The 23679-nt window shown below is 35.4% G+C and carries 27 protein-coding genes; 12 read left to right on the top strand and 15 right to left on the bottom strand.

Annotation, left to right across the window (positions count from 1 at the left end):
• Position 1: 1 nt before the first annotated feature.
• The 11 genes from atpD to DMB95_RS08355 all read right to left on the bottom strand — a co-directional run bounded on the left by atpD (position 2) and on the right by DMB95_RS08355 (position 8875).
• Positions 2 to 1405 carry a F0F1 ATP synthase subunit beta gene (atpD, locus tag DMB95_RS08405; RefSeq protein ID WP_142931699.1) on the bottom strand — a complete coding sequence of 468 codons (1404 nt, stop codon included), beginning with the start codon at positions 1403 to 1405 and terminating at the stop codon, positions 2 to 4.
• A 10-nt stretch (positions 1406 to 1415) separates the two neighbouring features.
• Positions 1416 to 2300 (bottom strand): ATP synthase F1 subunit gamma, encoded by an 885-nt coding sequence (gene atpG / locus DMB95_RS08400; RefSeq protein ID WP_142931698.1) that lies wholly within the window; start codon positions 2298 to 2300, stop codon positions 1416 to 1418.
• Between the two features lie 9 nt (positions 2301 to 2309).
• Positions 2310 to 3815 carry a F0F1 ATP synthase subunit alpha gene (gene atpA / locus DMB95_RS08395; protein WP_137633367.1) on the bottom strand — a complete coding sequence of 502 codons (1506 nt, stop codon included), beginning with the start codon at positions 3813 to 3815 and terminating at the stop codon, positions 2310 to 2312.
• A 12-nt stretch (positions 3816 to 3827) separates the two neighbouring features.
• Positions 3828 to 4349: a F0F1 ATP synthase subunit delta gene (locus DMB95_RS08390; protein WP_137633368.1), complete on the bottom strand. Its 522-nt coding sequence runs from the start codon at positions 4347 to 4349 to the stop codon at positions 3828 to 3830.
• Between the two features lie 2 nt (positions 4350 to 4351).
• A complete protein-coding gene (locus DMB95_RS08385) occupies positions 4352 to 4858 on the bottom strand; it encodes a F0F1 ATP synthase subunit B (RefSeq protein WP_142931697.1) in 507 nt (168 codons plus the stop codon).
• A gap of 16 nt (positions 4859 to 4874) precedes the next feature.
• Positions 4875 to 5300, bottom strand: coding sequence for a F0F1 ATP synthase subunit B family protein (locus DMB95_RS08380; RefSeq protein WP_137633370.1), 426 nt, complete (start codon positions 5298 to 5300; stop codon positions 4875 to 4877).
• A 69-nt stretch (positions 5301 to 5369) separates the two neighbouring features.
• On the bottom strand, positions 5370 to 6215 hold the full coding sequence (locus DMB95_RS08375) for a ParB/RepB/Spo0J family partition protein (protein WP_137633371.1): 846 nt from the start codon (positions 6213 to 6215) through the stop codon (positions 5370 to 5372).
• A 3-nt stretch (positions 6216 to 6218) separates the two neighbouring features.
• Positions 6219 to 7004 carry a ParA family protein gene (locus tag DMB95_RS08370; RefSeq protein ID WP_142931696.1) on the bottom strand — a complete coding sequence of 262 codons (786 nt, stop codon included), beginning with the start codon at positions 7002 to 7004 and terminating at the stop codon, positions 6219 to 6221.
• The gene (locus tag DMB95_RS08365; RefSeq protein WP_142931695.1) at positions 7001 to 7636 is read right to left on the bottom strand and encodes a biotin--[acetyl-CoA-carboxylase] ligase; all 636 of its coding nucleotides are present in this window, start codon (positions 7634 to 7636) and stop codon (positions 7001 to 7003) included. The genes DMB95_RS08370 and DMB95_RS08365 overlap by 4 nt, the downstream gene beginning before the upstream one ends.
• Complete coding sequence (fmt, locus tag DMB95_RS08360) at positions 7617 to 8531, bottom strand: methionyl-tRNA formyltransferase (RefSeq protein WP_142931694.1); 915 nt, start codon at positions 8529 to 8531, stop codon at positions 7617 to 7619. Before fmt ends, DMB95_RS08365 begins: the two co-directional genes overlap by 20 nt.
• Complete coding sequence (locus tag DMB95_RS08355) at positions 8528 to 8875, bottom strand: winged helix-turn-helix transcriptional regulator (protein ID WP_142931693.1); 348 nt, start codon at positions 8873 to 8875, stop codon at positions 8528 to 8530. Before DMB95_RS08355 ends, fmt begins: the two co-directional genes overlap by 4 nt.
• Before the next feature lie 187 nt (positions 8876 to 9062).
• Between DMB95_RS08355 and DMB95_RS08350 the strand changes: the two genes are divergently transcribed.
• Positions 9063 to 9740, top strand: a complete 678-nt coding sequence (locus DMB95_RS08350; RefSeq protein ID WP_142931692.1) for an NAD(P)H-dependent oxidoreductase — start codon at positions 9063 to 9065, stop codon at positions 9738 to 9740.
• A 64-nt stretch (positions 9741 to 9804) separates the two neighbouring features.
• Here DMB95_RS08350 and mnmA read toward each other — a convergent pair whose 3' ends face one another.
• On the bottom strand, positions 9805 to 10821 hold the full coding sequence (mnmA, locus tag DMB95_RS08345) for a tRNA 2-thiouridine(34) synthase MnmA (protein WP_142931691.1): 1017 nt from the start codon (positions 10819 to 10821) through the stop codon (positions 9805 to 9807).
• The gene (locus tag DMB95_RS08340) at positions 10787 to 11428 is read right to left on the bottom strand and encodes a TIGR00730 family Rossman fold protein (RefSeq protein ID WP_137633377.1); all 642 of its coding nucleotides are present in this window, start codon (positions 11426 to 11428) and stop codon (positions 10787 to 10789) included. The genes mnmA and DMB95_RS08340 overlap by 35 nt, the downstream gene beginning before the upstream one ends.
• Positions 11429 to 11641: 213 nt before the next feature.
• Between DMB95_RS08340 and DMB95_RS08335 the strand changes: the two genes are divergently transcribed.
• Genes DMB95_RS08335 through DMB95_RS09785 form a run of 4 tightly spaced genes read left to right on the top strand, consistent with a single transcriptional unit; the run spans position 11642 to position 14669 of the window.
• Positions 11642 to 11881, top strand: a complete 240-nt coding sequence (locus DMB95_RS08335) for a DUF4492 domain-containing protein (protein WP_137633378.1) — start codon at positions 11642 to 11644, stop codon at positions 11879 to 11881.
• Positions 11882 to 11883: 2 nt separating this feature from the next.
• Positions 11884 to 13401: a cytochrome ubiquinol oxidase subunit I gene (locus DMB95_RS08330; RefSeq protein WP_142931690.1), complete on the top strand. Its 1518-nt coding sequence runs from the start codon at positions 11884 to 11886 to the stop codon at positions 13399 to 13401.
• Positions 13402 to 14529, top strand: a complete 1128-nt coding sequence (locus DMB95_RS08325) for a cytochrome d ubiquinol oxidase subunit II (RefSeq protein WP_142931689.1) — start codon at positions 13402 to 13404, stop codon at positions 14527 to 14529.
• An 11-nt stretch (positions 14530 to 14540) separates the two neighbouring features.
• Entirely contained in the window at positions 14541 to 14669 is a 129-nt protein-coding gene (locus tag DMB95_RS09785) for a hypothetical protein (protein ID WP_260604842.1), read from the top strand.
• A 257-nt stretch (positions 14670 to 14926) separates the two neighbouring features.
• Here DMB95_RS09785 and DMB95_RS08320 read toward each other — a convergent pair whose 3' ends face one another.
• Together DMB95_RS08320 and DMB95_RS08315 are read right to left on the bottom strand one after the other, a co-directional pair.
• Complete coding sequence (locus DMB95_RS08320; protein ID WP_142931688.1) at positions 14927 to 16090, bottom strand: tetrahydrodipicolinate N-succinyltransferase N-terminal domain-containing protein; 1164 nt, start codon at positions 16088 to 16090, stop codon at positions 14927 to 14929.
• Positions 16091 to 16111: 21 nt separating this feature from the next.
• Positions 16112 to 17218, bottom strand: a complete 1107-nt coding sequence (locus DMB95_RS08315) for an Mrp/NBP35 family ATP-binding protein (RefSeq protein ID WP_142931687.1) — start codon at positions 17216 to 17218, stop codon at positions 16112 to 16114.
• Between the two features lie 105 nt (positions 17219 to 17323).
• On the opposite strand from DMB95_RS08315, the gene DMB95_RS08310 reads away from it, so the two are divergent.
• From DMB95_RS08310 to DMB95_RS08280, 7 genes are all read left to right on the top strand, one after another.
• The gene (locus DMB95_RS08310) at positions 17324 to 18442 is read left to right on the top strand and encodes a bifunctional 2-C-methyl-D-erythritol 4-phosphate cytidylyltransferase/2-C-methyl-D-erythritol 2,4-cyclodiphosphate synthase (protein ID WP_260604841.1); all 1119 of its coding nucleotides are present in this window, start codon (positions 17324 to 17326) and stop codon (positions 18440 to 18442) included.
• Positions 18439 to 19329: a response regulator gene (locus DMB95_RS08305; RefSeq protein WP_142931686.1), complete on the top strand. Its 891-nt coding sequence runs from the start codon at positions 18439 to 18441 to the stop codon at positions 19327 to 19329. The genes DMB95_RS08310 and DMB95_RS08305 overlap by 4 nt, the downstream gene beginning before the upstream one ends.
• Positions 19307 to 20467 (top strand): sulfate adenylyltransferase, encoded by a 1161-nt coding sequence (locus tag DMB95_RS08300; protein WP_142931685.1) that lies wholly within the window; start codon positions 19307 to 19309, stop codon positions 20465 to 20467. The genes DMB95_RS08305 and DMB95_RS08300 overlap by 23 nt, the downstream gene beginning before the upstream one ends.
• 3 nt (positions 20468 to 20470) lie before the next feature.
• Positions 20471 to 20974, top strand: coding sequence for a phosphatidylglycerophosphatase A family protein (locus DMB95_RS08295; RefSeq protein WP_142931684.1), 504 nt, complete (start codon positions 20471 to 20473; stop codon positions 20972 to 20974).
• A gap of 87 nt (positions 20975 to 21061) precedes the next feature.
• The gene (gene rpsT / locus DMB95_RS08290) at positions 21062 to 21325 is read left to right on the top strand and encodes a 30S ribosomal protein S20 (RefSeq protein ID WP_142931683.1); all 264 of its coding nucleotides are present in this window, start codon (positions 21062 to 21064) and stop codon (positions 21323 to 21325) included.
• Between the two features lie 6 nt (positions 21326 to 21331).
• Positions 21332 to 22399 carry a peptide chain release factor 1 gene (gene prfA, locus DMB95_RS08285; protein ID WP_142931682.1) on the top strand — a complete coding sequence of 356 codons (1068 nt, stop codon included), beginning with the start codon at positions 21332 to 21334 and terminating at the stop codon, positions 22397 to 22399.
• Positions 22400 to 22488: 89 nt separating this feature from the next.
• The gene (locus DMB95_RS08280; RefSeq protein ID WP_162056819.1) at positions 22489 to 23637 is read left to right on the top strand and encodes a DUF3298 and DUF4163 domain-containing protein; all 1149 of its coding nucleotides are present in this window, start codon (positions 22489 to 22491) and stop codon (positions 23635 to 23637) included.
• Positions 23638 to 23679: the final 42 nt, after the last annotated feature.

Here is a 23679-nt window from a genome sequence, read left to right as displayed (position 1 = left end):
CTTAGCCTTTAGCTTTTTCAGCCTTTTCAATGGCTTCATTGATGTTACCTACCATGTAAAATGCATTTTCTGGTAAGTGATCGTATTTACCTTCTAAAATTCCTTTAAAGCCAGCTATAGTATCTTCAAGGCTGATATATTTACCAGGGCTACCTGTGAACACTTCAGCCACAAAGAAAGGTTGAGAAAGGAATTTTTCTATCTTTCTTGCTCTTTCAACCACAAGTTTATCTTCTTCGCTAAGCTCGTCCATACCTAAGATAGCGATGATATCTTGCAAGTCCTTATACTTTTGAAGCACAGATTGCACTCCACGAGCGACTTTATAATGTTCTTCACCGATGATATGTGGATCAAGCACACGAGAAGTTGAATCAAGTGGATCAACAGCTGGATAAATTCCTTTTTCAGCTATAGCTCTATTAAGAACAGTTGTAGCATCAAGGTGAGCAAAAACGGTTGCTGGGGCTGGGTCAGTTAAGTCATCAGCTGGCACATAAACAGCTTGAACTGAAGTGATAGAGCCCTTTTTGGTTGAAGTAATTCTTTCTTGGAATTTACCCATTTCACTTGCTAAGGTTGGTTGATAACCCACAGCTGAAGGGATACGTCCAAGAAGCGCTGACATTTCAGAGCCTGATTGAGAAAATCTAAAGATATTATCGATAAACATAAGCACATCAAGTCCCATTTCATCTCTAAAATACTCCGCCATAGTAAGCCCTGTTAAAGCGATACGATTTCTAGCTCCTGGTGGTTCATTCATTTGTCCGTAGCAAAGGGCAACCTTATCTAAAACATTACTTTCTTTCATTTCATTATAAAGGTCATTTCCCTCACGAGTTCGCTCACCCACGCCTGCAAATACTGAATATCCACTATGCTTAAACGCAACATTATGGATAAGCTCCATGATAATAACGGTCTTTCCAACACCAGCACCACCAAAAAGTCCGACTTTTCCACCCTTAGCGTAAGGAGCGAGCAAATCCACAACCTTAATGCCTGTTTCAAAAATTTCACTTTTTGTGCTTTGTTCTTCAAAAGGAGGTGGGTCTCTATGTATGCTCCAATGCTTATCAAAGCTTAATTCTTCGCCCTCATCTATAAGATCACCAGTTACATTGAAAATTCTGCCTAAAACTTTTTCACCAACTGGCACGCTAATAGGTGCTCCTGTAGCTTCTACTTCAAGTCCTCTTACAAGCCCTTCTGTCATATCCATAGCGATGGTTCTTACCCTTTCATCACCAAGATGAGCAGCGACTTCTAAGACGAGTTTGTGTTTTTTGCCACCTAATTCATAATTTACAATCAAAGCTTCATTAAGCTGTGGCAGATAATCACTAAAATCAACATCAACCACCGGTCCTAAAATTTGTGAAATCAATCCTTGCTTACTCATTCATTTCTCCTTATTTCATTGATTCAACACCACTGATAATTTCTATAAGTTCAGTAGTGATACTTTCTTGTCTTGCTTTATTATAGGCTAAATTTAAGTTTTTAACCATTTCTTTGGCATTTTTACTCGCATTATCCATAGCCTGCATTCTTGCACTATGCTCAGCGGCTAAAGAGTCAATTAAGGCAAAATACATATTGTATTCAAAATAGGTTTTCATCAACTCTTGCATTAATTCATCACCTTCTGGCTCAAGCTCTAGGGCTGAGTTTGAAATTTGACTTTCATCTTGCACTTTTAAAGGCTCAACTGGAAGCAAATGAAGCTCTTTAAGCTCTTGAGAGATCATATTTTTATAGCCATTATGCACGATGATGACTTGATCGGTTTCTTTGTTTAAGAAGTCATTTACCGCTTCATTAATCACCTCGCAAGCCCTTTCATAACTTGGATTTGAGCTTAAATGTTCATAAGTTTTTAAAAGTTCAATGCCTTGAAAGCGAAAAAATTCAATACCTGTTTTTCCAACAGCTCGCAAACGAACTTCTACACCTTTAGCGCTGTATTCTTTCATCAGCTCATTCACACTTTTAATGGTTCTTGAATTAAAGCCACCACAAAGCCCTTTATCTGCTGTGATAAAGATGATATCCAGCTTTTTCACAGCCCTTTCTTGAAAGAATATAAAACGTTCATCATCTTTTGAAATTTTGCTGAAATTTAAAGAAATTTCAGCTAAAACTTCATCGATTTTTTGTGCATAAAACTTACTGCGTCTAGCCGCTTCTTCTGCTCTTTTAAGCTTAGCTGAAGAAACAAGCTTCATCGCTTTAGTTGTTTTTTGCGTGTTATTGACGCTTTTTATCTTTCTTTTTATCTCTTTAAGACTAGCCATAAAATGCCTTTATATATGACTTGATTTGTATTCATTAAGTGCTGTGCTAATCTTTTCTTCAAGTTCTTTATCCAAAGCTTTTTTAGAGCGAATTTGCTCAAAAATTTCAGGATATTTTGCCTCTATGAAAGAATAAAGCCCAGCCTCAAATTCATTGATTTTGTTTACCGGAATAGAATCAAGTATGCCTCTTGTTCCAGCAAAAATTAATACTACTTGTTTTTCAACAGCCAAAGGAGAATATGGAGCTTGCTTAAGAATTTCAACCATTCTTTGCCCTCTTTCAAGCTGTTTGCGGCTTGATTCATCCAAATCACTTGCAAACTGAGCAAAAGCTTGAAGCTCTCTATATTGAGCTAGATCAAGTCTTAAGGTTCCTGCAACTTGCTTGATAGCCTTAATCTGAGCTGCCCCACCCACACGAGAAACTGATAAGCCTACATTTATCGCCGGACGCACACCTGAATTAAAGAGGTCTGTTTCAAGGAAAATTTGTCCATCAGTGATTGAAATAACATTGGTAGGAATATAGGCTGAAACATCTCCGGCTTGAGTTTCAATGATAGGTAAAGCTGTTAAACTACCAGCACCAAGTGCGTCACTAAGCTTTGAAGCCCTTTCAAGCAATCTTGAATGTAGGTAAAAAACATCGCCTGGATACGCTTCACGACCTGGAGGACGGCGTAAAATCAAAGACATTTCACGATAAGCCACAGCGTGTTTTGAAAGATCATCATAAATGATTAAAGCATGACGAGCATTATCTCTAAAATACTCACCCATAGTCACACCAGCATAAGGAGCGATGTATTGTAAAGCCGCAGAATCAGAAGCACCAGCACTTACAACTATAGTATAATCCATAGCCCCATGCTCTTCTAAACGTTTTACCACTTGAGCAACATTGCTTTGTTTTTGTCCTATAGCAACATAGATACAAATAACATCTTGTCCTTTTTGGTTGATGATGGTGTCAATGGCAACGGTTGTTTTTCCAGTTTGTCTATCACCGATGATAAGCTCTCTTTGTCCTCTACCGATTGGCACAAGAGCATCTATAGCTTTAAGTCCAGTTTGTAAAGGCTCATGAACGCTTTTTCTTGCCATAATGCCTTTGGCTTTTTCTTCGATAAAGCGGAACTCACTTGCTCCAATCGCGCCTTTTGCGTCTATTGGCTCGCCTAAAGCATTCACTACGCGTCCTATCATCGCATCGCCAACTGGCACACTTAAAAGTTTTTTAAGACGTTTTACAGAAGAACCTTCTTTTAAGCCCTCGCCCTTACCAAGTATAACCACACCAACGCTTGCTTCTTCAAGATTAAGTGCCATACCTTTTTCGCCATTTTCAAATTCAACCATTTCGCTTGCCATGACATTTTTAAGTCCATATACTTTTGCCACACCATCGGCTATTGAAATGATCTTACCTGTTTCTTCAATTTCAAGATTTAAATCAAAATTCTCAATCTTTTCTTTGATGATAGAGCTAATTTCATCAGCTTTAAGTTTCATACACATTCTCCTTTATAGTGTTTTGAGTATATAATCACTCATTTTTGTTTGCAAACTCTGTATAGAAAAAGAAATTTCATATCCTAATTCTTCAAGACTTATTTTTATCCCTTGAGTTTTAGTGATTTGATTTTCTAGTTTTATACTTACCTTAAATTTTTCGCTTAATTTTTTTTCCAAATCGTTAATTTTGTTTTGTTCTAAAGCTTGTTCAGAATACACTATACCTGTATAAATTTGAGCTTTCAAAGCTTCTTGTTTTCGCAGTTCTTCAACTATTTTTGGGATAAGTGTAAGTCTTGAATTTTGTGTTAAAAGGCGGATAAAATTTTCAAAACTTGGTTTCACGCTTTGAAAAAAAGACATTATAATTTCTAGCTTTTGACCTTTTTTATATTCGCTTGATTCTAAAATCATTTTAAATTTAGGTAGAGCAAAAGCTGGACTAAGCTGTGATAAAAGCTCGTAAAATTCCTTAGAATCTTTTCGTTCTAATATGGCTTTGGCGTATTTTTTTGCAATTAGATTTTCCATTGTTAAGACACCTTTTTAAGCATGATATCTAAAATTTCATCTTGCTTTAGTTTGCATTCGCTAAACATTTGATTTAAAGTTTTAGCAATAACTTCTTTTTGCATTCTTCTTTGCTCATACACTTTTTGTTCTTCAAAATGCTTTTCAAGCAAAGCTATATCATTTTTTGTATCATTTTTTAGTTTGATTGCTAAAAGTTCGGCTTCTTTTTTAGCTGTGTTAATAGCCACAATAGCTTCTTTTTTTGCATCTTCAAGTTTTTTGATCGTTTCAAGCTTTTTGTTTTTACTTTCTAGAACTTTGTTTTGAATTTCTTCTAGTCTTGTTGCGATTTTAGCGATTCTATTGTTATAAAATTCTTTTGCTGGGCGAGCGAGAAAATAAAACAAAATAGCCGCAAAGATCAAAAAGTTAATTGTTCGAGGAATTATATCATATTCCCCACTTCCGCTTGGCGCAGCAAAAAGGGCAAGGGGTAAAAAAGCCAATGCAAAACCTATCTTTTTCATCATTTTTCCTTAGTGTTTATATATTTTTTAAATTATTCTTCAAAGCTTCTTGCCATGCTGGAAGACTAATTTTTAACTCTTGTTCGAAATTTGCTCTATCTTGAGCAAGCTGAGCGTAAAAAATTTGCATTTTTTGTTCAAGTTCTTGCTTTTTATTTTCAAGTTCTTTTTCAGCTTCTTGCTTTGCTTCATTGAGTGCTTTTTGTTTTATAGCATTAATTTCTTCTCGTGTGCTTTGTTTGATTTTATCAAATTCATCGTTGAAATTTGACATTTCTTCTGAGTTTTGCTTGACTTTTTTTTCATCGCTTTCTATAGACTTATTTCTTTGATCAATAAATTCAAGCAAAGGCTTATAAAGTAGGCTGTTGAGTATTATAATCATAGCCAAAAAAATGATAAAAGTAGCGAGCATTATGGATAAACGAACATCATCAAACATCTTTTGCCTTTTTAAAATTTTGAGTTAATTTTAACATTGTATCTAAAAAATATTAAATTTTATGTAAATTTATTGTAATAATTTGTTTAATTGTTTAATTTTTTCAAGATCGCTTAAATAAAGTGTGATTTGTTCGTGCTTTGCTTTGTGTGAGATATTTAGCTTTTTAAGTTTGATTTTGAATTTTTCAAGTTCTTGGTTAAGCTCTTGATCTATTTCGTGATTTGTTTCATTTTTTTTCATTTTTTGTGCTATTTTTTCAGCATCTCTTACGCTTAATTTTTGTCCTAAAATTGTATCAATAAGTAGTTTCTCGTCTTTATTATCAAGTCCAACCATGATTTTGGCATGTCCTTGAGAAATTTTGCCTTCAGCGATAAGCTTTTGAGTATCTTTACTAAGCTGAAGCAATCTCAAAGTGTTTGTGATCTGTGAGCGTGATTTATGCACCTTATTTGAAAGCTCTTCTTGGGTGATCTTATAATGTTCGATTAAATCTTTGTAAGAATTTGCGAGTTCTATAGGATTTAAATCTTCTCTTTGTATGTTTTCGATTAAGGCAAGTTCTCTTAATTTTTCTTCTTCTACTTCAGCAACCAAAGCCTTAATTGTAGGCATTTTTAGTCTTTGACATGCCCTAAAACGGCGCTCTCCAGCGATTAAAACATAGTTTTCGTTTTCTTTTTTAAAAACGATGATGGGTTGAAGCAGCCCGTAAGTTTGTATGGATTTGGCTAAATCATCTAAGGCATCTTCATCAAAATGCTTTCTTGGCTGGTAAGGATTTGCGCTGATAAGTTCAAGGCTGATTTCTTCAACTCTGCTACGATCAAGTCCGAGTTCTTTGCTATAAGCTTCATCAACATCACCTAAAATACTGCTTAAACCTCTACCTAAAGCACTTCTTTTTGCCATTTTTTATCCTAATATAGAATACGCTAAGTTTTGATACGCAAGCGAGCCGGGTGATTTGATATCATAAAGTATGATAGGTTTGCCAAAACTTGGGCTTTCAGCTAATTTAACATTGCGTGGAATGATGATAAAATCATTCTCATCACCATTAATCGTAAAAAGCTGCTCTTTGAAATTTTGTTTTAAGTCCTCAACTGTATCCTTAGAAAGGTTGTTTTGAGAGCTATACATAGTCGGTAAAAAGCCTCTGATTTTAAGCTTTGGATTGATACTTTTTTTGATGATTTTAATGGTATTAAGCACCATAGCCACGCCCTCAAGAGCATAAAATTCACATTGTATAGGTATGATCACGCTATCACTTGCTGCAAAAGCATTCACGGTGATGCTTCCAAGTGCCGGGGGAGAGTCAATGATGATAAAATCATACGCATCAACGACTTCTTTAAGTTGATTTTTAAGCACGATTTTACGTTCTATGCTTTCATCTTTGGCAAGTTCTTGTTCTATGCCTACAAGTCCTATATTTGAAGGAGCTAGATCAAGTTTTGGAAGTTCAGTTTTTAAGATAATATCACTGATTTTTTTGCGTCCTGTAAAAACATGATAAATATTGTATTCGTAATTATTTCTATTAAATCCAAGTCCTGTTGTAGCATTTGCTTGAGGATCAACATCAACTAAAAGCACCTTTTTTTCGGCTACTGCTAAACTTGCTGCTAAATTTATCGCTGTTGTGGTTTTGCCTACGCCACCTTTTTGATTGGCTATGGTAATGATCTCACTCATCTTAAACTATATATCCTTTTATTGTCAAGTAAAATGCTTCCGTCTTCATAAAGCAAAGCCTCTTTTAAAGGGAGTTTTTTGCCTTCATGATGAACGCTAAATGGTTTTGATTTTTCAAATTCTATCACATACTTGCTAAAAATTTGCTTCCATAAAATTTTTTTTTGAATTTCTTTGATAAAAAGTTCTATAAAGTCCTTTAAATCAATATCTATATCCAAAAGTCCAGCCCCAGCTGGAGCAGTTTTGATATTTATACCCACACCAACAACGATGAAGTCTCTTATCCTTGCACTCATCATACCGCCGATTTTTTTATCAGCTATATAAAGATCATTTGGCCACTTCAGCCAAATTTTTGAGCCTTGCTCGCTTAAAAGCTCTTTTAAAATAAAGCTAAAATAAATACTTACTGAAGATAAAGGCAAATCCTGAGGTAAATCCTCTAAGCTCAAGCAAAAATTTAAGTGCAAATTGCCTTTTGTGCTATGCCATTCATTTTCCCTGCTGCCTATGCCTCCGGTTTGCTCTAAAGCATAAAGGGCTAAGTTTTTATTGATTGTAGCATTTCGCACCGCTTCACACATATAAAGATGTGTTGAAGCTATACTTTCAATACAAATAATCTCCACTTTTCAACCTTTTTCCATTAAGATAAGTTCTTGCATCAAGCACTTTTTTACCAGCTTCTTGAAGTTTTTTTATCCTTAAAACTCCATTTTTACATGCTAATAAAAAAGCATCTTTTTCTAGGCTTAAAATTTGAGCGCCTTGGTGCTTTTCATCTTCGCTAACAAGCTCTATTTCAACGAGCTTTAAGCCATTGTTTAAAAAAATTTGAGGCCAGTTATAAAAGGCAAGATATTGTTGATAAATATCCCTTGCTGTTTGCTCTTTTATATCAATAAGTCCATCTTCTTTTTTGATTTTCGTGCAAAAGCTAGCCTTGCTTTCATCTTGAATTTGTGGGTGAAGGCTTTGAAATTCATTTAAGGTTTTTACACAAAGCTTTGCGGCAAGTTCGCCTAGCTCTTCAAAGACAAGCAAGGCATTTTTATCTTTAATATCACACTCAAGGCTTTGTAAAATAGCACCTGTATCAAGTCCTTCGTCCATAAGCATAGTGCAAACCCCGCTTTTTTCATCGCCGTTTAAAATTGCACTTTGTATAGGACTTGCCCCGCGGTATTTTGGTAAAAGCGAGGCGTGTAGATTGATACAAGGTGCAAGCTCTAAAATGCTTTTTGGCAAGATTTTTCCATATGCAGCCACAACGATAAAATCAATATCTAACTTTCTTAACAGCTCTTGAAAAATCTCATCTTTAAGACTTTTTGGGGTTAAAACCTTTAAATTATGCTTTAAAGCAAGTGTTTTTACCGCACTTTGAGTAAGAATTTGCTTTCTGCCTACAGCCTTATCTTGCTGAGTAATAACAGTTAGTATATTAAAACCGGTTTGAATAAGTTCTTCTAAAATCCTTGCTGCATACTCTGGAGTTCCCATAAATACTATGTTTTTACTCATTTTTTTCCTTTATAATCCACACCCCAAATTCGCATCGCTTCAATGATAGGTTCAAGCGATAAACCAAGTTTGGTAAGCTTGTATTCAACCTTTGGTGGAATTTGAGCATAAATTTTTCTTGTGATGAGTTTATCTTTTTCTAAGTCTCTAAGTTGCAAGGTTAAAGTTCTGTGCGTAACACTTGGCATTAGACGCTTAAGCTCATTAAAACGTTTTTTTCCTCCAAAAAGATAAAAAAGTATCACGGCTTTATATTTTCCACTGATTAAGCTTAAAGTTGTCTCAACAGGGCAGGTTAAAGTATCGCATAATAATTCTGTGTTTTTCATCATTTTCTTTGACATTTTTAGCCTTTTTTAAAAAGAGTTTATTTTAGCATAAGTTCCTTAAAATAAGCCTTTAATAAGATATAAATTTTATACCTAAATAAAATTTATATCCTTGTGTATCTTTTTTGTGCGTTCTTGTTTTTTATATCTTTGCTTGTTATAATTAAAAACTTAAAATATTTAGTTTCACAAAGGAGAAATAATGCGTTTTTTAGACAATGAAAAAATCATTGAGTTTTCAAATTTTCGCCACGCATGCAATAGCAACGGCTTTGATGGCACAAAAAAACTCAGTGAAAAAGATTTAAACACTCTTTTAGAGGTGGCTCGTTTAAGTCCGAGTTCTTTTGGTTTTGAGCCTTGGAAATTTCTTGTGATTAAAGATAAGGCTTTAAGAGAAAAGCTTGAACCTATAGTTTGGGGTGGGGTTGATGCCTTAAAAAATGCAAGTGATTTTATCATTATCTTAGCACGAAAAAATATCGATATGAAGCCAGATGGCGAGCATGTTAGACATATGATGCAAGATGTGCAAAAATTACCTGATGAAATTCAAAAGATTAAAAGCGAATTTTGCACGAATTTCCAAAAAAATAATTTTCGTATCTTTGGTAATGAAAAGGCGGTGTTTGATTGGGCATGCAAACAATGTTATATCGCCCTTGGTAATGTAATGAGTGCAGCAGCTTTGCTTGGGCTTGATAGCCTTGCCATAGAGGGCTTTGATCAAGAAGGCGTTGAAAAGCTTTTAGCTGATGAAAAGCTCATTGATAGCACGCATTTTGGGGTAGCTGTTTGCCTTGCTTTAGGTTATAGGGCAAATCCTCCAAAACGAGCAAAAACAAGACAAGATTTTGAGGCTGTCGTGCAGTTTATTTAAGTAAGGCTTGAATTTCAAAGAAGTTTTTTCGGCTTCTTTGAATTTTGCTTTAAAAAGTTTAAATTTATGATATGAACCCACTTGCAAGAACTCTGTCCTTATCGTAAAAAACAGCCATTTGTCCGCTTGCAAGCCCATATACTTCTTCTTTAAGTTCTATTTTTGCACTGCCATCATCTGCTATTTTTACCACACAAGGCGTGGCTTTACTTCGGTAGCGGATTTTTACTTCACAATCAAGCTCTTTTGCGTCTAAGAAAAGATTGATTTTATCAAGCTCAAATTCCTTGATTTTAAGCTCTTCTTTCTTGCCGACTACGATTTGATTTTTATCTGCGTTGATTTTTAAGACAAAGTGTGGCTCATGCGCGCCCTTTACTTCAAAACCACGTCTTTTGCCTATAGTATAGTGCATATAGCCTTCATGCTTACCTACGACTTTACCGCTGCTATCAAGCACTTCGCCGGGAATTTTTGTATCCATGAATTGCTCTAAAACCTGCACATAAGTATCCTCAACAAAGCAAATTTCAGCACTTTCTTTTTGTGTCGCAAAGCTTTGAAGCTCTTTTATGCTTGCTGCATAAGCTTTAACTTGTTCTTTTCTTTGCTCTCCTAAAGGAAAGATAAGATAAGGCAGGGCGTCTTTATCAGCTGAAGCAAGAAAATAACTTTGATCTTTGCTCTCATCAACAGCTACTTTTATAAAACCATCTTCAATGCGCGCATAATGTCCTGTAGCAAGTTTTTCACAGCCTAAGCTTTTTGCAAATTCTAAAAGCTTACCAAGTTTGATAAAGCGGTTACACCACGCACAAGGATTAGGTGTTTTACCTTCTTTATAGGTATTAACAAAGGGCATATACACGGCCTTTTTAAAGTCTTCTTGTAAGTCTAAAATGTGGTGTTTTATACCTAAAAATTTCGCTACTCTTTCGACTTTGGCGATATTTTCTTCATGATAACCGGGCTTGCCATGCAGTTTCATATAACAGCCCTCAACCTCATGCCCTTGTTTAAGAAGTGTGTAAGCGGTTATGGTGCTATCAACTCCTCCGCTCATGGCGACTAAAATTTTCATCATTTTCCTTTAATTTTTTGATAATCAAATCCAAGTCGTCAAGTATCTCATACTGAAAAATATCATCATTTGAAATCATTTCGTTTTTAAGTAAAGAATGCCTGACAAACTCATCAAAACCCTGCCAAAATTCTTTCCCAACAACAAAAATAGGAACTTCTTTAAAACCAAGTTGCTTTAAGGTTAGCACTTCAAGAAGCTCATCAAGTGTTCCATAGCCGCCGGGGAAGATCACAAAAGCAATGCTCTTTTCAATAAGAGCCATTTTGCGAATGGCTAAGCTTTTAAAAGTCATATTATATCCTAAAAAGTCGTTTAACTTTTGCTCAAATGGTAAAAAAATATTAAAACCTATGGATTTTTCGCCCTCTAAGCCAAGTTTGTTTTTAGCATAAAATGCCCCTTCATTAGCACCCATCATTATGCCACCACCTCCTCCAGTAATGACACTAAAACCTTCTTCAACGCATTTAAAAGCTAAATTTTTAGCCTGCTCGTAGTAAAAACTGCCTTTTTTCAGACGCGCTGAACCAAAGAAAGTTATGGGCTTGTGAAGTTTTATGATAGAGTTGAATTGCTCTAAATCATCATTGATATAATCTGTCATTTTTTACCTCTTGCGTTAAAAAATAAGCGTTGATTGTAGCTAAAAAATTTATAAAAAATCATTAAAGGGCTTTTTGAATTTTAAAATAAAAATTTATAAGCAAGAAAATAAATCTTTAAGTTTTAATCATTTAATATTTATTTATAAGTTATTTTTTAAGTTTAATTGTCTATAATCTACATTTTAAATTTTTCACAATAAAGGCGATAAATAATGCTTTGGGCGATATTTAGGGCAAATTCAAGAGTTCTAAAAGCTATTTTTGAGTTTTACAAACAAGGTTTTGCAAACCTTACTCTTGGAAAAATTTTGTGGAAAATCATTTTTGTCAAGCTTTTTGTTATCTTTTTTGTCTTTGAAATGTTTGTCTTTGATGATAATTTCAAAGCTTTGTATAAAAGCGATGAGGAAAAAACACATTTTGTGCTTAAAAATTTACTGCAAGAGGAGTAGTGATGGCTGAATTATCAAGTGTGGATTGGAGTAGGGCTCAGTTTGCTCTTACTGCTTTATATCATTTCATCTTTGTGCCTTTGACTTTGGGGCTAAGCTTTATTTTAGCGATTATGGAGACTATTTATGTTAAAACGAGTGATGAAAAATGGAAAAAAATCACTCAATTTTGGATGGCTTTATTTGCCATAAATTTTGCTATAGGCGTGGCTACTGGCATTATTATGGAGTTTGAGTTTGGCACGAACTGGGCAAATTATAGCTGGTTTGTGGGTGATATTTTTGGTGCGCCTTTGGCAGTTGAGGGCATAATGGCGTTTTTCTTAGAGGCGACTTTTTTTGCGGTGATGTTTTTTGGCTGGAACAAGGTTTCAAAGGGCTTTCACTTGCTTTCTACTTGGTGTGTGGCTATAGGTTCAAATTTATCAGCCTTTTGGATACTTGTGGCAAATGGTTGGATGCAATACCCTGTAGGCATGGCTTTTAATCCAGATACAGCAAGAAATGAAATGCAAAATTTCTTTGAAGTGGCTTTAAGTCCAGTTGCTATAGCTAAGTTTTTACACACTATAGGCAGTGGTTTTGTTATAGCTGCTTTGTTTGTTATGGGTGTTTCTGCGTGGTTTTTGCTTAAAAAACGTTTTATAAGCGAGGCTAAAAAAAGCCTTGTAGTAGGGGCTAGCTTTGGTTTTGTGTGTTCTATATTTTTATTTTTTAGTGGCGATGAGAGTGCGTATAGGGTAACTCAAACTCAGCCTATGAAGCTTGCGGCTATGGAAGGTATTTATAAGGGCGAGCACAGAGCTGGGCTTGTGCCTTTTGGGATTTTAAATCCAAACAAAACATTGGGCGATAATGAAAATGTCTTTTTGTTTGGCTTAGAAATTCCTTATGCGCTTTCCATCTTAGGAAATCGTGATCCAAATTCTTTTGTGCCGGGTATTGAAGACTTAGTTTATGGCAATAGTGAAAAAGGCGTGGTGCCTATGCAAGAGCGAATTGACAATGGCAAACTTGCTTTAAATGCTCTTAAAAATTATCAGCTTGCTAAAGAAAATAACGATACTAAGGCTATGAGTGAGCATAGAAGCATTTTAGAAAAGAATTTTAAAGACTTTGGCTATGGCTATTTTGATGATGCTAAAGAACTTGTGCCTCCTGTGGCACTTACCTTTTATAGCTTTCACTTAATGGTAGCTTTAGGAAGCTTATTTTTCTTGCTTTTTATCGTAGTGCTTTATCTTTCAATGGCAAATAATATAGAAAAATTCCGCAAGATTTTATGGGTTTGCGTGTTTTTTGTTCCGCTTGGTTTTGTCGCAGCTGAGGCTGGCTGGATAGTTGCTGAGGTAGGACGTCAGCCTTGGGCTATACAAGATCTCATGCCAGTTGGTGTTGCGGCTACAAATTTGGGCGCTGTAAATGTACAAATTTCATTTTGGCTTTTTGCTGTGCTTTTCACAGCCTTGCTTGTGGCTGAACTTAAAATCATGCTTACTTATATCAAAAAGGGGTTTTAAATGTTTTTTGGCTTAGAACTTAGCGGACTTCAGATGTATTGGTGGCTTATAGTAAGCTTGCTTGGTGGGCTTTTGGTGTTTATGTTTTTTGTGCAAGGTGGGCAAACTTTGATAGACAGCCTTAGCAAAAATGAACTTGAAAAAAGTATGCTTGTGAATTCTTTGGGGCGTAAATGGGAGCTTGGTTTTACTACCTTAGTCATGTTTGGTGGGGCTTGTTTTGCAGCTTTTCCGCTTTTTTATAGCACGAGTTTTGGTGGGGCGTATTGGGCTTGGCTGGCGATTTTGTTTTGCTTTATTTTGCAAGCTGTAAGTTACGAATACCGCAAAAAAGAAGGCAATGTCTATGGCTCAAAAACTTATGAAATTTTCCTTAAAATCAATGGCTTTTTAGGCGTTTTCCTCATAGGCATAGCCCTTTCTAGTTTTTATAGTGGCTCACATTTTAGCTTAAATGAACATAATTTCGTGCAGTGGCAAAGCCCTTTTAGAGGACTTGAATTGCTTTTAAATCCTTATAATTATCTCTTAGCTTTAGCTTTGGTATTTTTAAGCAGGGTTTTAGGGGCAAGTTATTTTATGAATAATATCTTAGATGAAGAGTTAAAACTTAGAGCAAGTAAGGCTGTGCTTGTGAATGCTCTGCCTTTTTTGCTTTTTTTTGTGGCTTTTTTGGGCTGGATTTTTACTAAAGATGCTTTTTTTATGGCTGAAAATAATGAGATTGTGATGAAGCCTTTTGGGTATTTTTTAAGCTTTATCTCATGTTATGGGCTTTTTGCGGTGTTATTTTTAGTAGGACTTGTTTTTGTCGTGCTTGGACTTTGGCTTAATATCTTTATCAAAGCAAGATGTGGGGTGTGGAATTTAGGTATAGGCGTGGTTTTAGTTGTCTTTGCGCTTTTAGCCAGTCTTGGAGTGCAAAATGCCTTTTATCCGTCCTTAAGCGAGCTTCAAAGCTCATTAAGCATTAAAAATGCAAGCTCAAGTTATTATACACTTAGCGTTATGGCTTATGTGTCTTTGCTTGTGCCTTTTGTTTTAGCTTATATCTTTTATGTGTGGCGCGCTATGGATAGGGTGAAAATCACAAAAGAAGAAATAGCAAACGATCATCATACGTATTGAAAGGAAAAATTATGGAAGGCTTATTTTTACTAGCTTGGCCCCTTGTGATATATCTAAGTTATAAATTCATAAGGCTCAATTTAAATCAACTAGATAAAATGGAAAAGCTTGAAAAGCTTGAAAACAAAAAAGAGGCTTGAAAATATCTATTTTCAAGCTTTGACTTAGGGCTTGATTTGATATTTGATTGATTTATGCAATTTAAGCTTTACTTGTGTAGAGCTTAAATTTTTTGTTTATATTTTTTTGATCTTATCTTACACTCCTTCAAAAAATTCTTGTATATCAACTTCTAAAATTCTGGCGATTTTAAGCAGATGTTTTATATTAAAATGCTGATTTTTATGATAAATCTCAGCTTCAAAGGTAGCAAAAACCACCTTTGAATTTTTTAATTTCAGTGCAAGGCTTCATTGAGCTTTACAGCTTTTTTGTTTAAAGCGACTACGATTTGTCCTGTTTGAGAGTTCATTCTAAAATGAAGCCCGTTAAGATTGGCTAGTTCTGAGCCTTTGTAAAGTTCTTTGTCAAAGCTAAAATTTGGGTTGAGTTTGGCAAGTTCATCTTTATCTTTTAGGGCGATTTTTGTGCCTTCAAGCACGGCTATGCCAGCATCGACTATACAATTATCCCCCAAAGGTATGCCTGTAACTGAGTTTGCTCCAAGTAAGCATGCCTTTCCTACGCTGATAGCATTGCCACTTGTGCCACTTAGCACGCCTAAGATAGACGCTCCACCGCCCACATCAGAGCCTTCGCCCACAACTACGCTTGAGCTAACGCGTCCTTCAACCATGCACGCTCCTGTGGTGCCAGCGTTAAAATTCACATAAGCAGCTCCTGGCATGATAGTTGTGCCAGCTGCTAAAGCCGCTCCCATTCGCACTTTGGCTGTGTCAAGTACTCTAGTGTTATCTTCTGGGATAATATGAGCTAAAAATCTTGGGAATTTATCTACAAAATCGATCTTTGGATACGTTTTACTAAATTTCAACTCAAGTTCATTTTTACGCAAATACTCAAGCTCTATAGGCTTATCATTACTCCACGCCACATTAGCTAAAAGTCCAAAAGCTCCGTTTAAATTCAAGCTTCTTAAAGGGGCTTTTTTGCCTGAAAGCAAATAAAGCTTTAAATACACACTTTCAACACTGCGAGGCTCTTTATCCTCAAACAAGCACACAAAGGCAAACTCGTTGGGTTTGAAATGTTTTTTTGCAGCTTTAAGCACATCGATATTTAAATGCCCTTCTTCATCTTTAAAAGGTTCAAAGCAAGCTAGAGCAAAGTCAATATCCTTTTCCTCAAGCACGCCTACAAATTCACTTGAGTTAAAGTCTATTTCTTGTCCTTTTTGCATAAAGCTTTCAAGTAAAATCGCAGCTGAGCCATAATTTTGCTCAAAATTTATATGTGCAAAGCGAGCTTGCAAGGTTTTTTCAGTATTAAGCTGTCCTTTATCAAGCACGGCTATACCAAAGGCTATAGGCTTTTTATAAGCTTTTTTTTGTTCGATTTGTTTTACGAATTGTAAAAAATCTTCTTTTGTTTTGATATCCATAATTTTTCCTTTTTTAAAAATTTATTGTGAGCACGCTGGTGCTGCATTTGGCACAGGTTGCACGGCAGTATTATCTGCTAAGCCTTCTTTTTGCACCTTTTCTAAAAAGTCCCAAAGCTTGTGAGCTGCTTCATCGTAACGCTTTGCGCTTAAACTATCGCTTTGATAAAAGCTTACTGGTTTGCCACTATCTCCGCCTTCTCTTACGCTCATTTCAAGCGGAATTTGAGCTAAAACTTCACAATTGTGTTCTTTAGCAAGTGCTTGTGTGCCTCCTTTGCCAAAAATTTCATAGATTTTGCCATTATCAGGGCATAAAAAGCCACTCATATTTTCGATGATACCAGCGATTGGAATGTGAAGTTTTTCAAACATATCTAAGGTTCTTTTACTATCATCAATCGAGACAAGCTGAGGGGTAGAAACACAAATTCCAGCGCTAACAGGCACGCTTTGAGCGAGGCTGATTTGTGCATCACCGGTTCCGGGTGGCATATCAAATAAAAGCACATCAAGCTCGCCCCAAAGCACATCAGTTAAAAGCTGTTCAACTGCTTTCATAATCATCGCTCCACGCCAGATAAGCCCTTGTTCCTTAGCAACAAGCACGCCCATACTCATCATTTCTACCCCATAAGCAAGTATAGGCTTGATTTTATTGCCAACAAGCTCGACTTTCGCGTCATCTTGCCCCATCATTCTAGGGATATTTGGACCATAGATATCAAGATCAAGCAAGCCTACTTTTTTACCCATTTTGGCTAGATTAATGGCTAAATTTAAAGTTGTGGTTGATTTGCCAACTCCACCTTTTCCGCTTGAAATCATCACGAAATTTTGAATTTGTGGGGCTATGTTTTTGCCACTTTGGGTGTTTGACTTCTCTTTAGGTGGTGCTGGGTGCTTGATCTCAAGCTTAAGCTCTTTTAAATTTAAGTCTTTTAAAGCGGCTTTGATATTTGTATCAAGTTCTTTGACAAAGTCTTCATTGGCTGAAAAAATTTCTACTACAAGGTTTAAGATACCATCTTCATAGTCGATTTTTTTCACACAATTAAACGCTAAAATATCCTTAGAAAAACCCGGATATTTCACGCTTTTGAGTTTTTCTTTAATCTTTTCTACCATTTTTTTCTCCTCATTTTACATTTGAAATTTTACTCAAAAAAAATAAAATTTAGCTTTGTAATAGTGTATAATATAGTAACATAAAAATTTCTTCAAGGATAAAGTGTGTTAGAACTTTCTTTGATAATGCTTGCTGCTGGAGATTCTACGAGGTTTAACCTCCCTACAAAAAAGCAGTTTTTACGCATAAAAAGTGATCCTTTGTGGCTGTATGCGACAAAAAGACTCAGTTCTTTTTATACTTTTAAGAATATAATTGTTACTTCTGGTAATATTTCTTATATGAAAAAATTTGCTCCTCATTATGACTTTGTTCAAGGTGGAGCAACAAGAGCGCAGTCTTTAAAAAATGCACTTGAAAAGGTGCAAACACCTTGGGTTATGGTTAGTGATGTCGCAAGGGTTGATATCCCACATAGCCTTTTTTTAAGGCTTGTTGAAAATGCTTTGCATGCTGATTGTATCACACCTGCTTTAAAGGTGGCTGATACAGCCTTGTATGCAAACGATGAGGCTTTGCAAAGAGAAAAGATCAAACTCATCCAAACCCCACAACTCTCACGCACAAGTTTGCTTCAAAAGGCTTTAAATTTAAACGCCGATTTTAGTGATGATAGCACAGCGATGAGTGCTGTGGGCGCTAAGGTTTGGTTTGTTGGGGGTGATGAAAGGGCAAGAAAGCTAACCTATAAAGAGGATTTAGCTAGCTTTAAGCTCCCTGCGCCTAGTGCTGAAGTCTTTAGTGGAAATGGCTTTGATGTGCATGAATTTGGCGAAAATAGGGCTTTGATCTTAGGTGGGATAAAAGTGCATGAGAGTATGGGCTTAAAGGCACATTCAGACGGCGATGCTGTCGCTCATGCTTTAACAGATGCTTTGCTTGGAGCAGCGAGTTTAGGCGATATAGGAGAACATTTTCCAGATACAGATGAGGCGTATAAAAATGCTGATTCTATGCAACTTTTAAGTAAGGTTTATACTCTTGTGAAACAATACGGCTTTGAGCTTGTAAATGCTGATATTAGCGTCATCGCTCAAGCTCCAAAACTTGGCGAGTTTAAGGCTTTAATCGCAAAAAATATCGCCTCTTGCTTGGGCGTGAGTGAATTTAGAGTAAATGTTAAAGCCACCACCACAGAAGGGCTAGGCTTTGTAGGGCGAAAAGAAGGAATCGCCGTTTTAGCAAGTGTGAATTTAAAATATTTTGATTGGACGCAACTATGAAAGTTTTGATTGTTGAAAATGAGCTTTATCTGGCTCAAAGTATCTCAAATAAGCTCAGTGATATAGGTTATATTTGTGATATTGTCGCTCAAATAAAACAAGTGGATACAAATGCACATTATGATGTGATCTTACTCTCCACAAATATAGACGAATTTGAAAAAATAATCACGCATTTTAAGCAAAGCGTGATTGTGTTGCTGATCTCTTATATCAGTGTAGATACGGTTATAAGTCCTTTAAAAGCTGGGGCGAGTGATTATATACAAAAGCCTTTTATGATAGAAGAGTTGATTCGAAAGATCAAGCACCATCAAGAATACAAAGCCTTGCAACTTTTAAATAAATCCTTTTTAACGTATATCCAAACGCACCTAAAGAAAGCAAAAATTAAAAGTTTTGATTATAAAAAGCTTCAATTGCCTTTGATTTTAAAAACTTTTAAGCAAGTTAATGCTGATGCTTTTGTATTTCACTACCTTAAAACACACCAGCTTAAATTTTCTTGTATTGATTTAAGTGAAGTAAGTGGCGTGGATAAAATTTTGAAACACGCCAATGATAAAAATTTGCTCTTTTTAGTGAATTTTCAAAGTCTCAAAGCTGATGAAAAAGAAAAATTACTCGCTGAATGCAAAAATAAAAAAGTGATTATTTATACTAATTCTGAACTTGATCTTGATACGAGTATTCATACTATAGATCTTAATGATGGGGAAAAAAGCTTGGCAAATAATGAGATTTTAACCATAGATGAATATGTGAAATTTATCATCACTCAGTATCAAAATACCTTTCCGGATACTGATTTATCAAAAAGATTAGGCATTTCAAGAAAATCTCTTTGGGAAAAAAGGAAAAAATATGGACTCGCGAAGAAAAAATAAAAATCTTGTACTAACAAAAAGCGAATATGAAATTTTTTGCCTCATTAAAGCCGGAATGCTCGGCTCTTGCACACATTTAATGAATGAAAACGAAAGAGATGAGCTTATCAAAACAGGTGGAGTAAAAGGTGAAAAATTCCCTTACGCATTGACTTTTTCTTCAGCTAAAAACGATCAAATACTTCAGCAAGTTCAAATAGGACAAGTGCTTGATTTGTATTGTGAAAAAAAGCTCGTAGGACAGATCAAGGTTGAAAGCAAATTTAAAAACGATAAAAGCTTAAATAATATTTTCTCATCAAACACTTGCTCGCTTGAGGATTTGGGCGAAATTTGCATAGGTGGAGAATTTGAGCTTTTTGAATCAAAAATAGAACAATCAAAACAAGAATTTCTCCATATCAAAAAAACCTTAAATGCGAGAAGTATCACTGCCATAGTCTCAAGTTTTGATCCTTTACACAGAGGACATGAGCGCATTTTTCGCTGGACTATAGACAAAGCAGATTTAGTTGTGGTGTTTTTGATCGAATCTTATGAAGAAAATGGGCTTGATTTTGAGCTTAAACATAAATTTGTGCAAAGCTTTATCCAGCAATACATACCAAAAGAACGCGTTTTTGTCTTTCCTTTAAAGGATATTGCGATCTTTCACGCACACTTAAATCCTAAGCTTGAGGGCATTATCGCAAAGAGTTTAAATTGCACTAAAATCGTCGTCGGGCAAAATCATACCGGACTTGGAATGTTTTTTGATAATAATATCCCAAGAACTATGCTTGATGAATTTGCAAAAGATTATGGTATAGAAGTTGTTGTGTTACCTGAATTTGTGTTTTGCGAAAAATGTAAAGTTGCAGTGAGTATAAAATCCTGCCCGCACGGCTCTCATCATCATATCAAATTCAACTCTGCCTCGCTTAAAAGTCTTTTAAGACTTGGTATTATCCCGCCACCTGTGTTTATGAGACGTGAAATTTCTTTTATTATCCTAGCTCATCTTTTTCCAAATCGCTTTAAACATATGCAAAAGCTGTATAATGATCTTTTTGCGACACAAGGCATTATTGAAGAGCGAAAAGATGAGGAGTTTTATGCTCAACTTTTAAAACTCTATCAAATCACTTATATGGTGTAATGTATGCAAAAATGTTTTTTAACTTTTTTTTATGTAGGTTTAATCAAATTTGCACCCGGCACTTTTGGGAGTTTAGCTGCTTTGGTGCCTGCTTTTTTGATTTTAAGATATTTAAGTGTTGAAACTTTGTTTTTGCTTTCTTTTCTCATTTTTGTATTTTCCATAAATATCATTAATGATTATGAAAAAAAGACCAATACGCATGACTCAAAACATATAGTTATCGATGAAGTAGCCGGTGTATTTTTAGCAGCTTCACTTGCCGCTTGGGCTAAGAATTCGCTTTTCAGTCTTTTTTTAGCTTTTGTGTTATTTCGTTTTTTTGATATTACTAAGCCTTCTGTGATAGGTAAGCTTGATAAAAATGTCAAAGGCGGGCTTGGCGTGATGAGTGATGATATGCTTGCTGGGCTTTTTGCTGGGCTTTTAAGTGCTGTGATTTATGGCTTTGGTTTGAAATTTGAGCTTTTAAGCTGGGATATAGCTTTAAATGAAATTTTTAGATAAAAAGCATTTTTCTTTTGTTTTTTAATGAAAAATTCAATTTAAATAATGTAAAATAAAAGTTTTAATTTTTAGAAAGGACAAAAATAAATGGCAAATCACAAATCAGCCGAAAAAAGAGCAAGACAAACCATCAAAAGAACAGAAAGAAATAGATACTACCGAACAAGGCTTAAAAATATTACAAGAGCCGTAAGAGAAGCAGCTGAACAAAACGATAAGAATGCAGCTAATGAAGCTTTGAAAATAGCCAATAAAAGTATTCATTCTATGGTAAGTAGAGGCTTTTTGAAAAAACAAACTGCTTCACGCCGTGTAAGCAGACTTGCCCTTTTAGTGAATAAAATCGCTTAAGTTTTTATGCTCGCAAGCAAACTTCAACCCTTTCTTAAACGCTATGAAGAGCTTCAAAGCCTTCTTAGCGATGCAAGTGTGATGAATGATATCACTAAGGTAACAGCTCTTTCAAAAGAGCAAAAGGGTATTCAAGCTCTTGTTTTCAAAGCCAAAGAATACCTTGATACACTTAAAAATATAGATGAAAACAAAAATTTACTAAGTGACAATGAGCTTGGCGAACTTGCCAAAGAAGAACTTAAAAGCTTAGAACCTCTAAAAATCAAGCTTGAAGAAGAGCTTAAAATCTTACTTTTACCAAAAGATAAAAATGATGAAAAAAATATCTTTTTAGAAATCAGAGCTGGTACAGGTGGAGATGAAGCGGCTTTATTTGTGGGGGATTTGATTAAAGCGTATGCAAGATATGCTGAGCTAAGAGGCTATAAAATGGAAATTGTTAGCTCAAGCGAAGGAAGCGTTGGAGGCTTTAAAGAAATTATCGTCTTAATCAAAGGCGAAGGAGCTTTTTCTCGCCTTAAATACGAAGGTGGCACGCATAGAGTGCAAAGAGTGCCACAAACTGAGTCTCAAGGTAGAGTGCATACCTCAGCCATAACCGTAGCTGTTATGCCAGAACTTGATGAAATAGAGATTGAAATCAACGAAAAAGACTTAAAAATCGATGTTATGCGAAGTAGCGGGCACGGCGGACAAAGCGTAAATACTACAGATAGTGCAGTGCGTATCACGCATTTGCCAACAGGTTTGGTTGTGGTAAATCAAGACGGCAAATCCCAGCACAAAAACAAAGAAGCTGCGATGAAAGTGCTAAGAGCGAGGCTTTATGAGCTTCACGAGCAAGAAAGACTTGCAAAAGAAAGCCAAGACAGAAAATCCCAAGTTGGTAGCGGAGATAGAAGCGAACGCATACGAACTTATAATTTTCCGCAAAACAGAATCAGCGATCATCGTATCAATCTTACTCTTTATAGGCTTGATCAAATTATGGAAAATGGGACATTTGATGAGATCATAGAGCCTTTAATCACGCATTTTCAAGCCCTTGCTTTAGAAGAAAATGGACTTTAATCACAAAAAAGCATAAAAACTTAAATTTATTGAGCTTTTTTTCAACTATTGACTAAATAAATGTTATGATTAAAGCCAAGGAGTTTAAAATGAAAGTATTTTTAAGTGTAGTAAGTTTTATTTTCTTTTTTATAGCTTGCTCAGGCGAGAAAAACGCAGAACAAAGTGCCTTTACAAATCCTTTTACTCTTGAAAAAAATCAAGGAATTTTTTATTTTATGCAAGGTAAATTAGGCGAAAAGGAGCAAAAACTCTATCTGAGTATAGAGCAAAAAACTGAGGGAAATTTAAGCGTAAATGCTTCTTTACTTGGCGAAAAGGAATTGTATTTTTCAGGCTTTTTAAATGATGATAATACAAGTTTTGTGTTGCACGCTCAAAACGCACAAGAAAAAGACATCATCGAGGGGCAAATCAGCTTTGATACGCTTTTTATCCCTACAATAGAGGCGAATGTAACCCGAGCAAAACAGCAAACCCCAGCTCATTTTATACTCGCTCAAAATAAAGTCAATGTTTTGGATTTTGTTGAGAATGTAGCTCAAGAAAAAAAGAGTGTTGATGGGGCAAGTTTTACGAGCACTTTAAGCGATGAGGGCTTTTTAATTCCTTCAAATTCAAAACTCAGCCTTGAAGCAAGTGCAAGAATCAATCAAAAAATAGGCTTAAGCGCTCAAAGTATCAAAGAACTTCAAACAAAACTTATGAAAGTCCAGCAAGAAAAATTTGCCAAAGAAGAAAAATTTTCTTTTTATACTGAGCATATTAATTCGCTAAGTCCTTATTATATAGATGATGAAATTTTGGTATTTAGCTCTTTAGAATATGTGTATTTAGGCGGCGCTCATGGTATGCCTTATTTGAGTTCTTTAATCTTTTCTTTGCAAGATGGGAGCGAAATTTCAGGAAAAAGTAAGGATTTGTTTGAGAATGTTAATGATGAAGCTCTTTTAAATCTTGTGCTTGAGGCTTTAAGCGTATATAATGAAACAAGCTCTTTTAAAGACACACAAGGTGCAAAACGTTTTATAGAGTGGGACGATACAAACAAAAATGGTTTTGTAGCTTTGCCAGAAAACTTTTTCATTACCGAAAAAGGCGTTGAGTTTGTGTATCAGCCTTATGAGATCGCTTCTTTCGCAGAAGGACACATCAGCATTTATATCACTTTTGATAAACTTGCTCCTTTTGTGAAAAAAAGCTCACCTTTGGCGTATCTTTTTAAGCAAAAAAGCTAGTTTTACGGATAATATTTAGAATTTGTGATAAGCGTTTAGCCT

The organism is Campylobacter sp. MIT 12-8780 (genome assembly GCF_006864535.1).
In the GTDB taxonomy this organism is placed as follows: domain Bacteria; phylum Campylobacterota; class Campylobacteria; order Campylobacterales; family Campylobacteraceae; genus Campylobacter_D.
Note: the sequence above shows the minus strand (reverse complement) of the source record. Positions and strands in the feature narration are given on the sequence as shown.

Excerpts from the sequence above, each read along its gene's own strand:
- atpD (WP_142931699.1), bottom strand. The coding sequence starts at position 1,405 with ATGAGTAAGCAAGGATTGATTTCACAAATTTTAGGACCGGTGGTTGAT.
- atpG (WP_142931698.1), bottom strand. The coding sequence starts at position 2,300 with ATGGCTAGTCTTAAAGAGATAAAAAGAAAGATAAAAAGCGTCAATAAC.
- atpA (WP_137633367.1), bottom strand. The coding sequence starts at position 3,815 with ATGAAACTTAAAGCTGATGAAATTAGCTCTATCATCAAAGAAAAGATT.
- DMB95_RS08390 (WP_137633368.1), bottom strand. The coding sequence starts at position 4,349 with ATGGAAAATCTAATTGCAAAAAAATACGCCAAAGCCATATTAGAACGA.
- DMB95_RS08385 (WP_142931697.1), bottom strand. The coding sequence starts at position 4,858 with ATGAAAAAGATAGGTTTTGCATTGGCTTTTTTACCCCTTGCCCTTTTT.
- DMB95_RS08380 (WP_137633370.1), bottom strand. The coding sequence starts at position 5,300 with ATGTTTGATGATGTTCGTTTATCCATAATGCTCGCTACTTTTATCATT.
- DMB95_RS08375 (WP_137633371.1), bottom strand. The coding sequence starts at position 6,215 with ATGGCAAAAAGAAGTGCTTTAGGTAGAGGTTTAAGCAGTATTTTAGGT.
- DMB95_RS08370 (WP_142931696.1), bottom strand. The coding sequence starts at position 7,004 with ATGAGTGAGATCATTACCATAGCCAATCAAAAAGGTGGCGTAGGCAAA.
- fmt (WP_142931694.1), bottom strand. The coding sequence starts at position 8,531 with ATGAGTAAAAACATAGTATTTATGGGAACTCCAGAGTATGCAGCAAGG.
- DMB95_RS08355 (WP_142931693.1), bottom strand. The coding sequence starts at position 8,875 with ATGTCAAAGAAAATGATGAAAAACACAGAATTATTATGCGATACTTTA.
- DMB95_RS08350 (WP_142931692.1), top strand. The coding sequence starts at position 9,063 with ATGCGTTTTTTAGACAATGAAAAAATCATTGAGTTTTCAAATTTTCGC.
- mnmA (WP_142931691.1), bottom strand. The coding sequence starts at position 10,821 with ATGAAAATTTTAGTCGCCATGAGCGGAGGAGTTGATAGCACCATAACC.
- DMB95_RS08340 (WP_137633377.1), bottom strand. The coding sequence starts at position 11,428 with ATGACAGATTATATCAATGATGATTTAGAGCAATTCAACTCTATCATA.
- DMB95_RS08335 (WP_137633378.1), top strand. The coding sequence starts at position 11,642 with ATGCTTTGGGCGATATTTAGGGCAAATTCAAGAGTTCTAAAAGCTATT.
- DMB95_RS08330 (WP_142931690.1), top strand. The coding sequence starts at position 11,884 with ATGGCTGAATTATCAAGTGTGGATTGGAGTAGGGCTCAGTTTGCTCTT.
- DMB95_RS08325 (WP_142931689.1), top strand. The coding sequence starts at position 13,402 with ATGTTTTTTGGCTTAGAACTTAGCGGACTTCAGATGTATTGGTGGCTT.
- DMB95_RS09785 (WP_260604842.1), top strand. The coding sequence starts at position 14,541 with ATGGAAGGCTTATTTTTACTAGCTTGGCCCCTTGTGATATATCTAAGT.
- DMB95_RS08320 (WP_142931688.1), bottom strand. The coding sequence starts at position 16,090 with ATGGATATCAAAACAAAAGAAGATTTTTTACAATTCGTAAAACAAATC.
- DMB95_RS08315 (WP_142931687.1), bottom strand. The coding sequence starts at position 17,218 with ATGGTAGAAAAGATTAAAGAAAAACTCAAAAGCGTGAAATATCCGGGT.
- DMB95_RS08305 (WP_142931686.1), top strand. The coding sequence starts at position 18,439 with ATGAAAGTTTTGATTGTTGAAAATGAGCTTTATCTGGCTCAAAGTATC.
- DMB95_RS08300 (WP_142931685.1), top strand. The coding sequence starts at position 19,307 with ATGGACTCGCGAAGAAAAAATAAAAATCTTGTACTAACAAAAAGCGAA.
- DMB95_RS08295 (WP_142931684.1), top strand. The coding sequence starts at position 20,471 with ATGCAAAAATGTTTTTTAACTTTTTTTTATGTAGGTTTAATCAAATTT.
- rpsT (WP_142931683.1), top strand. The coding sequence starts at position 21,062 with ATGGCAAATCACAAATCAGCCGAAAAAAGAGCAAGACAAACCATCAAA.
- prfA (WP_142931682.1), top strand. The coding sequence starts at position 21,332 with ATGCTCGCAAGCAAACTTCAACCCTTTCTTAAACGCTATGAAGAGCTT.
- DMB95_RS08280 (WP_162056819.1), top strand. The coding sequence starts at position 22,489 with ATGAAAGTATTTTTAAGTGTAGTAAGTTTTATTTTCTTTTTTATAGCT.